A 15,095-nucleotide genomic window follows, 5' to 3' on the forward strand; every position below is an offset into this window, starting at 1 on the left:
GTGGTCTGGGAGCACGGGTGGCGCGGGCAGCCGGTCCCGGTAGCGGCGCGTCAGGCCTCGTCACGGGATGCCTTTCCGTCCGGCGCCCGGACCAGCCCGGGAGCATGCAGAGCCGCCCAGAGTCCTTCGGCACGACAGGGGATCGACGCGGCGACGAGCGTCCGGCTGTGCGGGTGCAGGGGCGTGGCGAAGAAGTCCCGGGTCTGGGCCACCTCGACCACCCGCCCCTGCAGGATGACGGCAACCCTGTCGCACATGTACCTCACCACGTCCATGTCATGGGAGATGACGACCAGGGAGAGGTGGTGCTCGCGTTGCAGGCGGAGCAGCAGATTCAGGATGGTGCGCTGCGAGAGCGCGTCGAGTGCGGAGGTGGCCTCGTCGCAGATCAGGATCCGTGGCTCCAGGAGGAGTGCCCGGGCGATGGTGGCTCGCTGGAGCTGACCGCCCGAGCACTGGCCGGGATGCCGCTCCAGCAGGCTCTTATCCAGGTCCACCTCCTCCATCGCAGCGCTGATCCGGTCGTCCCGTTCCGTGGGCGTCAGTTCCCGGCGTGCGTGGAGCGGTGCGCGGAGGCTGGTCCGCAGGGTCATGCGGGGGTCGAAGGCGCTGTGCGGCTCCTGGAACACGAGCTGCACGGCGGTGATCCGGTCTCCACCGGCGCCGTCGGGAGAACGGGTGATGGACCCGGTATCGACGGATTCGAGCCCCACGACGGCTTTCGCGAGTGTGCTCTTGCCCGACCCCGACTGGCCCAGGATCCCGAGGATCTCCCCGCGCCTGAGGGAGAGGGAGACGTCCTCGAGGGCGGTATGGCGTTTTCCCCGGGGCGCAGGAAAGCTCTTGCCCACCCCGTCCAGGACCAGGATCTCGCGTTCTGCGGAGGGCTGACGGCGTCGGGACTCGGGCGCGAGGCGGGCGGCTGTCAGCAGCTCCCGGGTGTACGGGTTCCGGGGTCGGGCGAGCAGCTCGCTCGTGACGCCCTCCTCGACGATGGATCCGGCACTCATGACCAGGACGCGGTCGGCGTATGCGGCGACGGACGCGATGTTGTGGGTGATGTACAGGATGCCCAGTCCGCGTTCCCGGCGTTCCCGGTCGAGCAACTGGAGGATCTGCCGTTCCAGGACCTTGTCCAGCGCGGAGGTGGGTTCGTCGGCCAGGAGCATCTCCGGTTGCCCCGCCAGCGCCACGGCCGTCATGGCGCGCTGGGCCATCCCGCCCGAGAGCTGGTGCGGATAGGCCTTGAGGCCCCGGGCCGGATCCGGGAACCCGACCTCGGCGAGCAGCTCGAGGGCCCTGCTGCGCGCTCCCATTCCCCGGAGGCCCGCATGCAGGCGCAACGGTTCCCTGAGGTGGTGTCCGACGGTCCGGTTCGGATTGAACATGCGCCCGGGTTGCTGGAACAGCATCCCCAGCCTGCCCCCACGTACACCGTTCAGTTCCTGCTCGGCGGCCCGGGTCAGGTCGAGGTCACCGAGCCGGATGGACCCGCCGGTGATGGCGAGCCGAGGCGGCAGCAGGCGCAGGCAGGACATCGCGGTGAGCGTCTTCCCCGAGCCGGATCCACCGACCAGCGCCACGAACTCACCGGGACCGACCGAGAGGGAGACGCCGTCGAGCAGTGGCGCACCCCGGCTCCCGGAGGAGTCGGTGCCGACGTCGAGACCGTCCAGGACCAGGCCCGCGGTCACGAGTCGGCCCGGGCGGGAAGGAGCAGGGGAGGTGCCGTTCTGCGCGCCGCACGCTGGCCCAGCAGGGTCACACAGAGTGCCACGGTGAAGATGACCACGCCCGGGGCGAGGATCCCCATCGGAGCGCGGTCCGCAAAGGGCTGGGCGGAAGCGATCATGGACCCCCAGTCGGCCTGTGGGGGCTGCACCCCCAGACCGAGGTAGGACAGGGCTCCCACACTGATCAGCAGGTGCCCGAACCGCAGCGCCGCCTGACCGAGGATGGGAGCTGCCAGGTGCGGCAGGACATGCCGGAGGACGATGAACGACGACCGGCAGCCCACCACGCGCGCTGCCTCGACGAAGCCACGGGCGGAGACGTCGTAGGCGAGGGCTCGTGCCAGCCGTGCGAAGGGCGTCCATCCCGTGACGGTCAGGGCGAGCAGCAACGGCCCGAACCCCGTCCCGAGCGCCGCCACGACGAACAGCGCCACCACCATCTCCGGCAGTGCGAGCAGGACGTCGTTCGTCCGGGTCAGGAACTCGTCCACCCAGCCCCGGCGCCGCGCGCTCAGGACGCCGATGGCCACCCCCAGCAGGCAGGTCGACACGGTGGCGAGCGCCGCCACCGCCATGGAGAAGCGGCCGCCGTCGAGGATGCGGCTCAGGGTGTCCCGGCCCAGGTTGTCGGTGCCCAGCCAGTGCCCGGCGGACGGAGGAGCGAGGCGCTCGGTCAGATTCTGCTCCGCGGGCTGATAGGGCGCGAGCCAGGGCGCGAAGAGGACGACGAGGACGATGAGGACGAGGACGGACGCGGCGACGGTCGTTCCGGTGATCCGGCTACGCAAGGGAGGCTCCCAGCGCCGGGCTCAGGAACCGGTGGACGAGGTCGGCCGCTGTGGTGACGCCGACCGCGAGGACCACGACCACCACCACTCCGCCCTGCGCGAGCGGGATATCGCCGTTGACGACGGCATCGAAGAGGAGCCGACCCATTCCCGGGACGGCGAAGATGACCTCCACGATGACGGAGCCACCCAGGAGCCCCGCGAACCACACGGCGAAGAGCGTGGACAGGGGGACCAGCCCGTTCGGGATGACATGGCGGACCACCGACTGGGCCCGGCTCAGGCCCCGGGCACGCGAGGCCAGGACATGGTCCGCCGCGGCGCTGTCGATGATGCCTGCCCGGACCGCCGAGGTGAAGAAGCTGATGGGGCGCAGGGCCAGTGTCACTGCGGGAAGCACGGCGGACGACGGGTCGTTCCAGCCGGCGGTGGGCAGCACGGACAGTTCGAGGGCGAAGACCAGGACCAGCACGGGCGCCACCCAGTACTCGGGCATGGCGATGAGGGCCTGCGTGACAGTGGTGATGGCCTTGTCCGCCGCACTTCCCGGCCGGAGCCCGGAGACGATGCCCAGCGGGAGGGCGAGCGAGACCGCCAGTCCGAGCGACAGGACCACCAGGCTGAGGGTGACGGCCAGTGCCGGCAGCACCTGCTCCGCCACCGGGGTCCTGCTGACATAGGACAGCCCCATGTTGCCGCCGGCGACGTCGCCCACCCACCGCAGGTACTGGGCAGGAAGGGGGTCATTCAGGCCCAGGCTCTCGGCCAGGCCCTGGACGGTGGCCTCGTCCACCGCGTCCCCGGCCACCCGTGACCGGATGATCTTCCGCACCGGGTCCCCCGGGGTGAGGTAGGGGATGAGGAACACCGCGAAGGAGGACACCGCGACGGCGGCCACCAGGGTGGCCATGCGTTTGGTGATGGAGTGCAGCATGGAGGGGCTGTCTGCTGGAGGGCTAGGGTGCGGTCTTGGCGGTCTTCGCCGTCAGGACATAGCGGGAGAGCGGGTCCTGGACGTAGGAGAGGACGTTGGAGCGGACAGCGTCGGTGGCCTGTTCGTTCACGAGCCAGGCGTTGACGGCCTCGTCCTGGAGGATACGGCCGGCCTCGGCGTACAACGCGTAGCGCTCGGTCTGGTCCACGGTCGCTGCCGCCTCGGCGATGACGCCGTCGTACTCCGCACTGCAGAAATGGCTCAGGTTGTACGTGCCCTCGCAGGTGTAGTCCGCCGTGAGGAAGCCGATGGGATCGGCGATGTCGATCAGTCGGTTGCGCTGGCTCAGCAGCATGTCGTAGTCGCCGGCCAGGACGTCCGGTTCCGCCGCTGCGTACTCCTTGGCCTCGATGGTCACCGGGATGCCGATGTTCTTCAGGTTCTCCTGGATCACGGCTGCGACGTCGCTGAACTCCGCACGTTCCACGATGGCGATGATCTCCAGGGGTCGGTCAGCGGTGTAACCGGCGGCGGCGAGCAGATCGCGGGCCCCGTCCAGGTCCTGCTCCTGGTCCTCGCCCACGCCGTCCGCCCACGGCTCGGAGGAGGCGAAGGGACCGGTGGCCGGAAGGGCGGCACCCTCGTACACGCTGGCCGCGAGCGCGTCCAGGTCCAGGCCCTTCCGTATCGCCCTGCGCACGTCCGCATCATCGAGCGGCGCGCGCCCGTTGTTCAGATAGAGCGTCGCCGTGCGCGGCGAGTCCGCCTCGAGGACGGTGACTCCGGGCGCGCCCTTCAGGGTCGCCAGGCTGGACACGGGGATCGACAGGGAGATGTCCGCCTCCCCGGTCTGGATCTGTGCCGCCCGCGTGGCGCCGTTCGTGATGAAGCGGATCTCCGCTCCGGTGAGCTGCACGTCCCCGCCCCAGTACTTCTCGTTGCGGTCCAGGGTCAGGGACTGCTTGGGCTGCTCGGACACCGGCGTGAAGGGGCCGGTGCAGTGCCCGAACGGATCCACCTGGCCGTCCCCGTAGGCCGCGGGAGCCAGGATGCCGGTATTCACGCTCGCCAGGCGGTACGGCACCAGGGGATTCTCCTCCGGGGTGCTCACCCGGACGGTATCGGCGTCGACGGCGCTGACGGAGCTGATCACCGTCCGGTTGAAGGCCCGCGCCGGAACCTCGGCGTCCAGGACGTGGTTCAGCGCGGACACCACGGACTCCGCGGTCAGTTCCGTGCCGTCCTGGAAGGAGACTCCCTGGCGCAGGGTGAAGTCCCACTCCAGGGGGGAAGCCTGCTTCCACTCGGTGGCGAGGAAGGGCTGGACCTTCCCTTCCTTCTGGTCGTACCGGGTGAGCGTCTCCAGGCACCCGGACAGCGACAGGATGTAGGCGGCATCGGATTCCAGCGCCCAGTCGGCCACCGGAGCCCGGAAGTTGTCGACCACGATGCGCTGGCTCGTGTCGGCCGCCGCGGTGCTGCCATCGGAGGGAACCGAACCACCACTGAATCCGCAGCCGGTGAGGAAGAGGGCGGCCACCGCGGGCACGAGGACACGGGACGGGAAGGACGAACGCACGGGTGACCACCTTGAAGGGCTGCCCGGAGGCAGGAAGTGAAGCGGGGACTCTTTAGGTTAGCCTTACCTGAGGTCGATAGAAACTCGAGGTATTCCGCCTCGCACTGATGAGGTCGCAGACGATCGGTGGAGACCCCCGACCCGACCGCATTGCTTTGACGCTGTTGGACCCCGAAGCTAGACTGGACAGGCGCGTGGTGCGCTCTCGTGGTTTCCGGTACGAGCCGGAGGCCATTCGGCGTGCTACCTCTCCTGAACCTTCCGAGGTTCTTTCCATTTCGTCCACATCCGGACATCGGAACCCGCGCCCGGCCCAGCTGGAATCGCGGTGTCCGTCCTGACCGGAGCAAGTAAACATCCACAACGGAGCCCCAACTACATGACCATCACCACCACCGAGAAGCAAGGTGCCCCCGTCGTCGCCATCAACGACATCGGCACCGCTGAGGACTTCCTCGCAGCGATCGACGCCACCATCAAGTACTTCAACGACGGAGATCTCGTCGAGGGTACGGTCGTCAAGGTCGACCGCGACGAGGTCCTGCTCGACATCGGTTACAAGACCGAGGGTGTCATTCCTTCCCGCGAGCTTTCCATCAAGCACGACGTCGATCCCGGGGACGTCGTCTCCGTGGGCGATCAGGTCGAGGCTCTGGTTCTCACCAAGGAAGACAAAGAAGGCCGCCTGATCCTCTCCAAGAAGCGCGCTCAGTACGAGCGTGCCTGGGGCGACATCGAGAAGGTCAAGGAAGAAGACGGCGTCGTCACCGGTACCGTCATCGAGGTCGTCAAGGGTGGCCTCATCCTGGACATCGGCCTGCGCGGCTTCCTGCCCGCGTCCCTCGTCGAGATGCGTCGCGTCCGCGACCTGGCTCCGTACATCGGCCAGCAGATCGAAGCGAAGATCATCGAGCTCGACAAGAACCGCAACAACGTCGTGCTGTCGCGTCGTGCCTGGCTCGAGCAGACCCAGTCCGAGGTCCGTTCCACGTTCCTCAACAAGCTCGAGAAGGGCCAGGTCCGTCCGGGCGTCGTCTCCTCGATCGTCAACTTCGGTGCGTTCGTGGACCTCGGCGGCGTCGACGGTCTCGTCCACGTCTCCGAGCTCTCCTGGAAGCACATCGATCACCCGTCCGAGGTTGTCGAGGTCGGCCAGGAAGTCACCGTCGAGGTCCTCGAGGTCGACCTGGACCGCGAGCGTGTCTCACTCTCGCTGAAGGCCACGCAGGAAGATCCCTGGCAGACCTTCGCCCGTACGCACGCGCTGGGCCAGGTCGTTCCCGGCAAGGTCACCAAGCTCGTTCCCTTCGGTGCGTTCGTTCGCGTCGAGGACGGCATCGAAGGCCTCGTGCACATCTCGGAGCTCGCAGTCCGCCACGTCGAACTGGCCGAGCAGGTCGTCTCCGTCGGCGACGAGCTCTTCGTCAAGGTCATCGACATCGACCTCGAGCGTCGCCGGATCTCCCTCAGCCTCAAGCAGGCCAACGAGGGCGTCGACGCCGACAGCACCGAGTTCGATCCGGCGCTCTACGGTATGGCCGCCGAGTACGACGAAGAGGGCAACTACAAGTACCCCGAGGGCTTCGACCCCGAGTCGAACGAATGGCTCGAGGGCTACGAGACGCAGCGTGCGGCCTGGGAGGCCCAGTACGCGGAGGCCCAGTCACGCTGGGAGGCCCACAAGAAGCAGGTCGTCCAGCACGCGTCCGACGACGCCGCTGCAGCGAACGAGCCTGTCGAGTCGAACGCGACGAGCTACTCCTCGGAGCCCGTCGCCGCCGACACCGGATCCGGCACGCTCGCCTCCGACGAGGCACTCGCAGCACTGCGTGAGAAGCTGACCGGAGCGTAAGCTGCCGCGCTACAGCTGAGACCGAGGAAGGCCCCCGTCCACCGGACGGGGGCCTTCCTTCATCCCATGCCACCCCCATCCGCGGCAGCCAGGAGGTTGCGGGACGGTGGACAGCCGCGGGAGATCCGCGCGCCGGTAGCGGTCATGCCCTCCGCGTCGACCGGGTGACCGTGAAGCGGGGGGAGCGGTCGAGTTGCCGGGTCGGGCCGACGGTCCGTTCGAGGACGGGGCGGTAGCGGAGATGGCTGTTCCACACGGTCCACAGCTCGCCCCCCGGGACCAGGACACGGGCGCAGGCGTCGAAGAGGCGATGGGCGACGCCGGTATGCACCGTGCTGCCGGTATGGAACGGCGGGTTGAGGACGATCACGCCCGCCGAGGCGTCGGGCAGGGCGGACAGCGCGTCGTCCCTGCTCACCCCGACCCGGTCGGCCACACCGTTGGCCGCCGCGGTTGCGGCCGTCGAGGCGGTCGCCGAGGCCGACTGGTCCGTGGCGTGCACCACGAGGTCCGGGTGGGTCAGGGCGAGGTAGGCCGAGATGGCGCCGTTCCCGCAGCCCAGATCGATGACCTTCCCGGCGTGGAGATCGTCCGGCAGGGCGTCGGCCAGGCCGCGCAGGTGGGGGAGCAGGAGCTGGGTCCCCGGGTCCAGCGCGGCTCCACCGAAGGTCGCGCCGTAGGCGCGCAGTTCCAGGGGACGGTCGAGGCCGACGTCGAACCTCGCAGCCCGGGGGAAAGTGGACGTGGACGTGGGGCGGGGCTCCGCTGCCCGGAGGACACGCGACTTCTGGCGGGCCAGGCCGGCCGTGACGTCCCCGAAGTACCGGCCGAGCACGGCATTCATGGAGACGGACATGTGTTTGAGCCTGCCTCCGGCGATCACCTGTACGTCCGGTGCTCCGTGCGTGGCGATGGTCCAGGCGATCTCGTCGAGTTCGTCGAGCGATCGCGGGAGGCGCAGGAGGACGGTCGCGACGCCGTCGAGCAGCGAGCCGTCCAGGGGGCAGGGCCGGTAGGTGTCCGCCATGCCGGCGTCGGCGGCGTTCAGGGCGAGTGCCCGCTCGTGGACCACGCCGTCCTGGAACACCCGGATCGGCGTTCCGCCCGACAGTCCGACAGCACCCAGGGTGAGGGCCCCGTAGGAGTCGTTGATCGTCGCGACGCCGCCCCCGAGCGCGAGACGGTCCGCAGCGGTGTCGAGCAGCAGGCGGTCCGCCGCGTCGACGGCGACCAGCTCCGCGGACTCGATGTCGGGGCGGCGGCGCAGGCGGTCGGGGCTGAACGGAGTCACCCGCACCATCCTAGGTCCGCTCAGGGTTCGGTGGCAGAACCGGAGTCGGAGTCGTTGCTGTCCGCCTCCGGTTCCGTGCCGGCCCTCGGCTTGAAGAGCCAGTCGAGAGCCGTTCCCTCATGGCCACCCCCGCCCGCCTGCAGGGGCGCGTCCCCGTCGGGCTGCTCCCCGTCCTCGGCGGGATCGGTGCTGTAGGGGGCGCGGGGCGGTGGAGGGAGGCGGTCGATCAGTTCGTTGGCCGCGTGGGCGAGGAGGTCCCGCTGGAGCGGGGGCAGGGTGAAGGAGCCATGGAGGTAGGCCTCGACCTCGTACTCGCCGGCGTCTCCGCCCAGGCCGAAGTAGTGCAGCCACAGCTCACTGGCCTCGATCTGCGCATGGCGGATCGCCCGGAGGAGGTGGATCCGCTGATATTCGTGATCTGGATGGTTCTCCACGGGCTACGCCTTAGTGCGAGCTACCGGCGGTGCCGTCGATGACGGAGAGGGCTACGGCCCGCAGGTCCGTCTTCGTCGTCGATGCTTCCGACAGCATGCGGCGCAGAGCCGAGTCGGCGTCCAGTCCGTGCCGTTCCATCAGGATGCCCCGGGCGGTATGGATGAGATCCCGGGTGCCGAGCGCGGCCTGCAGCGCCCTGCTCGCTGCCGCGGGTGCGCTGTCCGGTTGGGCGCTGCCCAGCAGCGTGGCCACCGGGGAGGCGAGGAGGGCCAGCTGCTTGCGGTCCTGGACCGAGAAGGCGGACGGGAGGGGTGAATAGACCTTGAGGGCGCCGATGCTCCTGCCGTCGTGCACGAGGACGGTGCTGAGGGTCGAACGCAACGGGAGGTCCGCGACCGCCTTCCGCCAGAGCGGCCATCGGTCATCGGATACGACGTCGTCGATCTGCACGGTCGTCTCCGCGGCCCACGCCGTCAGGCAGGGGCCCTGGCCCAGTTCGTACTGCAGGGCATCGGCGGCGGCCACCACGTCGTCGGTGTAACCGGTGCTGCGCTTGCGGCCCTGGTCGTCCATCAGGGACACACCCGCACCGAGCGAACCCGGGATCGACTTCTTCACGGCCTCGGCAAGGTCCTCGACCGCTCGTCCGGCCTTGCCTTCGGTGAGCAGGAGGCCCTTGAGTCTGGCGAAGACCACAGTCAGCTCTTCCATCGGAGAAGTCACAGTTCCAGCCTCGGCACCACAGTCGTTCGGATGGGATACAAAGTATCAGGATACACACGGCGGCCCGGTCTCCATGCGCTGTTCCACCGGCCCGCGGAGGGCGTAGGGAGGACGACCGGTGGCGTCCTGCCACTGCTCCGACGCACCCAAGAGCTGCTTGCCCGTCGGTCGCTCCCGTGCCTAGGGTGGCTTTACTAAGCATGCTTCCCAATGAGCCCAGGAGTTGACGTGACCGGATCATCAGGCCATGACGCACTACCGTTGCCCGGCTACGACCACATCCCGCTCGGCACCCTGCCCACGCGCATTACGGGCCTCGACGAGGGAGGCCTGCGCGCGCTGATCGACTACGAGGAGGCGCACGGGAACCGCCTTCCCGTGAAACTCGTCCTGCAGCAGCGCCTGGAGGCGGTGCAGGGCGGTGCCGAACTGTCCGAGGGAGCGGGCACCTCGACACCCGAGGTGAGCAGCACGGCGGGTGGATCGCCGGTCAGTCCGGCGACGTCCGGCCCGCCGATCAACCCGCCCTCACAGGGCGATCCGACGAACCCCGCCCAGCCCCGCTAGTCGCAGCCCTGCGGGGCGCTCCACCGCCCTGCACAGCCGGCGGCAGTGCTGCTGCCGCCGGACCGTCCGCGTCATCCGGCGGCCGGCCCGGCGGTCAGCAGGCCCTTCTCCTCCACGAGCCCTACCGACAGGGTCTTGTAGCCCACCGAGTCGAACAGCACCGTGACGATGCCCTCCTCGTAACCCATCACCGTCCCGTGACCCCATTCGGGATGCTCCACGTCGGTGTCGACGTCGAACGGCACGTCCACGTCGGGCATCGGCTTCTCCCCGGTGGACGCCGGATCCGCCGTGAGATCCTCCCGGGCGCAGTTGCCGCAGTTGCCGCACGGCCCGGGGAGTTCCTCCCCGAAATAGGAGAGCAGGAACTGGCGGCGGCACCCCTTCGTCTCGGCATAGCGACGGGCCATCTCGATGCGGGACTCGTCGATCCGCTCACGGTTCTCCGCATACTCGACGGCCCTCCTGACGGCGTCATCGGCGGGCACCCTCCTGGCGCGATAGCCCTTGACGCCGTCCCGAATGCTCTCGGACCCTTCGAGCAGGTTGAGGAGCCCGCTGAGTTTCCGGGGGGACAGGTCCGACAGCTCCTTCAGTTTCTTCATCTTCACCGGCTTCTCCTGCGCGGCGAGGAGCAGGAACAATTCGCGGAGCTGCTTGCGGTTGACGGATTTCGCGGCGAAGAAACGCCGCAGGGACAGGTCCTCCGGGCGGTAGTGCAGGATGGCCTGCGCGTCGAGTCCGTCGCGTCCGCCGCGGCCGATCTCCTGGTAGTAGCTGTCCAGGGAATCCGAGACGTCCGCATGGACGACGAAGCGCACGTCGGGTTTGTCGATGCCCATCCCGAAGGCCGTCGTCGCCACCACGATGTCGACCGACCCGTCGAGGAATCCCTCGTGCACCGCTTCGCGCTCCTTCTTCACCCGCCCGGCGTGGTAGACGTCCGCACGCCGCCCTCGCTCCTGCAGCTCGGAGGAGAGCCTGTCGGCGGCCTTCTTCGTCGCGACGTACACGAGCCCCGGACCCTCGAGCCCGAGGACCTGATCGCGGACGGCCCGCTGCTTGGCGTCTCCCTCGACGTGGTGCACGACGTCGAGGAAGAGGTTCGGGCGGTCGAACCCCTCCGCCAGGACGACCGGATCCTTCAGGTGCAGCCTGTCCACGATCTCCCTCTGCACGGGGTGGGAGGCGGTCGCGGTCAGGGCGACGACGGGAACACCGAGGTCCCGGACGAGGTGGCCGAGTTGAAGATAGTCGGGCCGGAAGTCGTGGCCCCAGGACGAGACGCAGTGCGCCTCGTCGACGACGACGAGGGAGACGTCGAGCGAGCGCAGCCGGGCGGCCACCTCGTCGCGTGCGACCTGCTCCGGTGCGAGGAAGAGGAACTTCGCCCGCGAGGACTCGTCGTCGTCCGCCGCTGCCGCCCAGGCCGCCTCGATCTCGCTCTTCTTTCTCCCCGAGTTGATCACGTGGGCGCGGGTGGCGCCGGCGCTCTCGTTGATTGCGTCCGCCTGGTCGTGCTGCAATGCGATCAGGGGGGAGACCACGACGGCGACGCCCGGGATCGCGAGCGCCGGAACCTGGTAGATGGCCGATTTGCCGCTCCCTGTCGGCATCACGCAGAGAATGCTGTGCCCATCGAGCACCGCCTCCATGGCCCGCTTCTGGCCGGGGCGAAGGTCCCAGCCGAAGGTGGAAGCAGCGGTTTCCTTGAGATCCTGCAGGGTGACGGTCACGGTCCTCCTCGAAAAGGTAAGTCCCCTTAGCGTATTTCGGGGCACTGACACTTCCGCCCCGGAAGCGTGCGCCGCTGCTTCTTGACAGCTGGGCGGGGAGGCACGACTAGTCTTGCCTCATGCTGCGCATCGGACTGACAGGGGGCATCGCCGCGGGGAAATCCGTGGTGGCCCGCCGCCTCGCGGAGCTCGGTGCCGTGGTCGTCGACGCCGACCTCCTCGCCCGTGCTGCCGTGGAACCTGGTTCCGAAGGCCTCGCCGAGATCGTGGCCGCCTTCGGGACGGGGTTGCTGACGCCCGACGGTGCACTGGACCGGCCCGCCCTGGGCCGCCTCGTGTTCGCCGACGACGGCGCGCGCGAACGCCTCAATACCATCGTGCATCCGCGGGTACGTGCGGGGGCGGCGAGGCTGATCGACGGAGCGCCGGCCGGTGCCGTCGTGGTCGAGGACATCCCGCTCCTCGTGGAGACGGGGCAGGCGTCCCGCTTCCACCTCGTCGTCGTCGTCGACGCCCCGGACGAGCTCCGGCTCCAGCGGATGGTCGATCAGCGGGGCATGCGGCGCGAGGACGCGGAACAGCGCATGGAAGCGCAGGTGTCGCGCACGGACCGGCTCCGCGAGGCGGACGCCGTCCTGACGAACGACCGCGGGCTCGCCGACCTCCTCGCGGCCACGGATACCCTGTGGCACCAGCGCATCCTGCCCTTCCGGAACACCCTGGACGCCGGCGCACATGAGCCCGGAGCGAACGTCCAGCCCGCGGAAGCGGGGCTGCCCGGCACGAGCGGCCTCGGCCGCCGGATCGCGGCGAAGCTCCGGGCCGCGCTCCCGGCCTCGTCCGCCGCCTCGATCGTGGAATCCCGCCGTGGCGCTGCCCGCCACCCGCCCGACGACGTCTCCGCCGCCGCCGTGTCCGTGCTGCCAGGGGTGGGGGAGGAGTTCGACGCCGTCTCCGGCGCCATCGCCGCCGCCGGCTTCCCGCGAGTCGGAGCAGCTGCCCCGCCGGGCGCGGGCGGTCCGTTCGCGACACACCGCTGGGCCGATCCGGCCACCGACGTCACGGTGGTCGTGACCGCTCCTCCCGCTCCCGCCTGAGCCTCCGGCCCAGCCGTCGGCGGGGTTCAGCCGCGAGCAGATCCGAGGAGAAGTGTCACAGCAAGGGGCTACCGTTAAGTCATGAGTCTTGCGCAGGATATCAAGCGTGTCGTGGCACCCTTCGAGGTCATCAGCGAGTACCAGCCGGCGGGTGACCAGCCCACCGCCATCCGGGAACTGGCCGAGCGCATCAACGCGGGCGAGAAGGACGTGGTCCTGCTCGGCGCCACCGGTACCGGCAAGAGTGCGACCACCGCCTGGCTCATCGAGCAGGTGCAGCGCCCCACGCTGGTGATGGTGCAGAACAAGACCCTCGCCGCACAGCTCGCGAACGAGTTCCGGGAGCTCCTGCCGAACAACGCGGTCGAGTATTTCGTCTCCTACTACGACTACTACCAGCCCGAGGCCTACGTCCCGCAGACGGACACCTTCATCGAGAAGGACTCCTCCATCAACGAGGAGGTGGAGCGCCTCCGTCACTCCGCCACCAACGCGCTGCTGACGCGCCGCGACGTGATCGTGGTCGCGACCGTCTCCTGCATCTACGGCCTGGGAACGCCCGAGGAATACATCAACAAGATGGTCACGCTGCGCCGGGGCGACCAGATGAACCGTGACGAACTGCTGCGGCAGTTCGTCGGCATGCAGTACACGCGCAACGACATGGACTTCCACCGGGGCACCTTCCGGGTGCGCGGCGACACGGTCGAGATCATCCCGATGTACGAGGAGCACGCGCTGCGGATCGAGTTCTTCGGCGACGAGGTCGAGAACATCTACACGCTCGATCCCCTGACCGGCAACGTGATCCGCGAGGAGGAGGAGATGTACGTCTTCCCCGCCTCGCACTACGTCGCCGGCCCTGACCGCATGACGCGGGCCATCAAGGACATCGAGGACGAGCTGCAGGTCCGGCTCGCGGAACTCGAGTCCCAGAACAAGCTCGTCGAGGCGCAGCGGCTCCGCATGCGCGTCACCTACGACCTCGAGATGATGCAGCAGATGGGCTTCTGCAACGGCATCGAGAACTACTCGCGCCACATCGACGGCCGGGACCCGGCCTCTGCGCCCCACTGCCTGCTCGACTACTTCCCGGACGACTTCCTCCTGGTCGTCGACGAGTCGCACGTGACCATCCCGCAGATCGGCGCCATGTACGAGGGCGACTCCTCCCGCAAGCGGACCCTCGTCGATCACGGCTTCCGCCTGCCGTCGGCGATGGACAACCGGCCTTTGAAGTGGGACGAATTCCTGGAGCGCATCGGCCAGACGGTGTACCTCTCCGCCACCCCGGGCAAGTACGAGCTCGGCAAGGCCGATGGCTTCGTGCAGCAGATCATCCGTCCTACCGGCCTCGTGGATCCCGAGGTGGTGGTCAAGCCGACCAAGGGACAGATCGACGATCTGCTCGGCGAGATCCGCAAGCGCGTCGAGATCAACGAGCGCGTGCTCGTCACCACCCTCACGAAGCGCATGGCCGAGGACCTCACCGGGTACCTCCTGGAGCACGGAGTGAAGGTGGAGTACCTGCACTCCGACGTCGATACCCTGCGGCGCGTGGAACTGCTGCGCGAACTGCGCATGGGCACCTTCGACGTGCTCGTCGGCATCAATCTGCTCCGAGAAGGCCTCGATCTTCCGGAGGTGTCGCTCGTGAGCATCCTCGACGCCGACAAGGAGGGCTTCCTGAGGAGCACCACCTCCCTGATCCAGACCATCGGCCGTGCTGCCCGTAACGTGTCCGGCGAGGTCCACATGTACGCCGACCGCATCACGGATTCCATGGAACGCGCGATCGACGAGACGAACCGGCGCCGGGCCATCCAGGTCGCGCACAACCTCGAGCACGGCATCGATCCGACGCCGCTGCGGAAGCGGATCGCGGACATCACGGACACGATCAACCGCGAGGACGCCGATACGCGCGCCCTGCTCGAGGAAGCGGGCAAGAACCGGAAGCCGAAGAAGGGCGCGGGCCGCCACGAGGGGCTGGCCTCGGTCCCCGCCGAGGACCTCACGGACCTGATCCAGCAGCTCACCGACCAGATGCATGCCGCTGCGGCCGAGCTGCAGTTCGAACTGGCCGGGCGCCTGCGCGACGAGGTGGGTGACCTGAAGAAGGAGCTCCGGCAGATGCAGTCCGCAGGCCACGCCTGATCCTGCGGGCAGTCGCTCGGGACGGCACTGGACGAGCGGCGGAGGCACGTCAAGGAAGCCGGCGAGTGGTCATCCTGTGGTGATCAGTCGTCGGCTTTCCCGCTCCGCGGGTACCATGGACCGAACGTAGGGGAGTATCCCAAGCGCTACGGACGTCAACACGCTGAGCATCGTCGCTCGGCCGGGCGTAGCGGTCGGTCGGC

12 protein-coding genes are annotated in these 15,095 nt (G+C 68.8%); 4 read left to right on the top strand and 8 right to left on the bottom strand.

All coding sequences use genetic code 11. The annotated features are described in order from the left end of the window. Positions 1 to 50: 50 nt before the first annotated feature. Genes ACX80U_RS06580 through ACX80U_RS06595 form a run of 4 tightly spaced genes read right to left on the bottom strand, consistent with a single transcriptional unit; the run spans position 51 to position 5,034 of the window. Positions 51 to 1,694, bottom strand: a complete 1,644-nt coding sequence (locus tag ACX80U_RS06580; protein ID WP_459267829.1) for an ATP-binding cassette domain-containing protein — start codon at positions 1,692 to 1,694, stop codon at positions 51 to 53. Next, positions 1,691 to 2,521, bottom strand: coding sequence for an ABC transporter permease (locus tag ACX80U_RS06585; RefSeq protein ID WP_459267830.1), 831 nt, complete (start codon positions 2,519 to 2,521; stop codon positions 1,691 to 1,693). The genes ACX80U_RS06580 and ACX80U_RS06585 overlap by 4 nt, the downstream gene beginning before the upstream one ends. Continuing rightward, the gene (locus tag ACX80U_RS06590; protein WP_459267831.1) at positions 2,514 to 3,455 is read right to left on the bottom strand and encodes an ABC transporter permease; all 942 of its coding nucleotides are present in this window, start codon (positions 3,453 to 3,455) and stop codon (positions 2,514 to 2,516) included. Before ACX80U_RS06590 ends, ACX80U_RS06585 begins: the two co-directional genes overlap by 8 nt. Positions 3,456 to 3,477: 22 nt before the next feature. Continuing rightward, entirely contained in the window at positions 3,478 to 5,034 is a 1,557-nt protein-coding gene (locus ACX80U_RS06595) for an ABC transporter substrate-binding protein (protein WP_459267832.1), read from the bottom strand. Between the two features lie 379 nt (positions 5,035 to 5,413). On the opposite strand from ACX80U_RS06595, the gene rpsA reads away from it, so the two are divergent. Next, positions 5,414 to 6,886 (top strand): 30S ribosomal protein S1, encoded by a 1,473-nt coding sequence (rpsA, locus tag ACX80U_RS06600; RefSeq protein ID WP_133081856.1) that lies wholly within the window; start codon positions 5,414 to 5,416, stop codon positions 6,884 to 6,886. A 142-nt stretch (positions 6,887 to 7,028) separates the two neighbouring features. Here the strand turns inward: rpsA and ACX80U_RS06605 are convergent, their stop codons facing one another. The 3 genes from ACX80U_RS06605 to ACX80U_RS06615 are packed head-to-tail and all read right to left on the bottom strand — an operon-like array spanning position 7,029 to position 9,323. Next, the gene (locus ACX80U_RS06605) at positions 7,029 to 8,177 is read right to left on the bottom strand and encodes a class I SAM-dependent methyltransferase (protein ID WP_459267833.1); all 1,149 of its coding nucleotides are present in this window, start codon (positions 8,175 to 8,177) and stop codon (positions 7,029 to 7,031) included. 20 nt (positions 8,178 to 8,197) lie between these two features. Next, the gene (locus ACX80U_RS06610) at positions 8,198 to 8,611 is read right to left on the bottom strand and encodes a hypothetical protein (protein ID WP_347876227.1); all 414 of its coding nucleotides are present in this window, start codon (positions 8,609 to 8,611) and stop codon (positions 8,198 to 8,200) included. Between the two features lie 10 nt (positions 8,612 to 8,621). Continuing rightward, entirely contained in the window at positions 8,622 to 9,323 is a 702-nt protein-coding gene (locus tag ACX80U_RS06615) for a GAF and ANTAR domain-containing protein (protein ID WP_459267834.1), read from the bottom strand. Positions 9,324 to 9,563: 240 nt separating this feature from the next. Here ACX80U_RS06615 and ACX80U_RS06620 point away from each other — a divergent pair, with 240 nt between their 5' ends. Next, complete coding sequence (locus ACX80U_RS06620) at positions 9,564 to 9,902, top strand: hypothetical protein (protein WP_459267835.1); 339 nt, start codon at positions 9,564 to 9,566, stop codon at positions 9,900 to 9,902. Positions 9,903 to 9,973: 71 nt separating this feature from the next. On the opposite strand, the gene ACX80U_RS06625 is transcribed toward ACX80U_RS06620, so the two are convergent. Further along, positions 9,974 to 11,638, bottom strand: coding sequence for a RecQ family ATP-dependent DNA helicase (locus tag ACX80U_RS06625; RefSeq protein WP_459267836.1), 1,665 nt, complete (start codon positions 11,636 to 11,638; stop codon positions 9,974 to 9,976). A gap of 119 nt (positions 11,639 to 11,757) precedes the next feature. Here ACX80U_RS06625 and coaE point away from each other — a divergent pair, with 119 nt between their 5' ends. Both coaE and uvrB read left to right on the top strand, forming a co-directional pair. Then, the gene (coaE, locus tag ACX80U_RS06630; protein ID WP_459267837.1) at positions 11,758 to 12,735 is read left to right on the top strand and encodes a dephospho-CoA kinase; all 978 of its coding nucleotides are present in this window, start codon (positions 11,758 to 11,760) and stop codon (positions 12,733 to 12,735) included. Positions 12,736 to 12,816: 81 nt separating this feature from the next. Then, a complete protein-coding gene (gene uvrB, locus ACX80U_RS06635) occupies positions 12,817 to 14,892 on the top strand; it encodes an excinuclease ABC subunit UvrB (protein WP_133081861.1) in 2,076 nt (691 codons plus the stop codon). Positions 14,893 to 15,095: the final 203 nt, after the last annotated feature.

This window comes from Arthrobacter sp. TmT3-37, assembly GCF_054510835.1.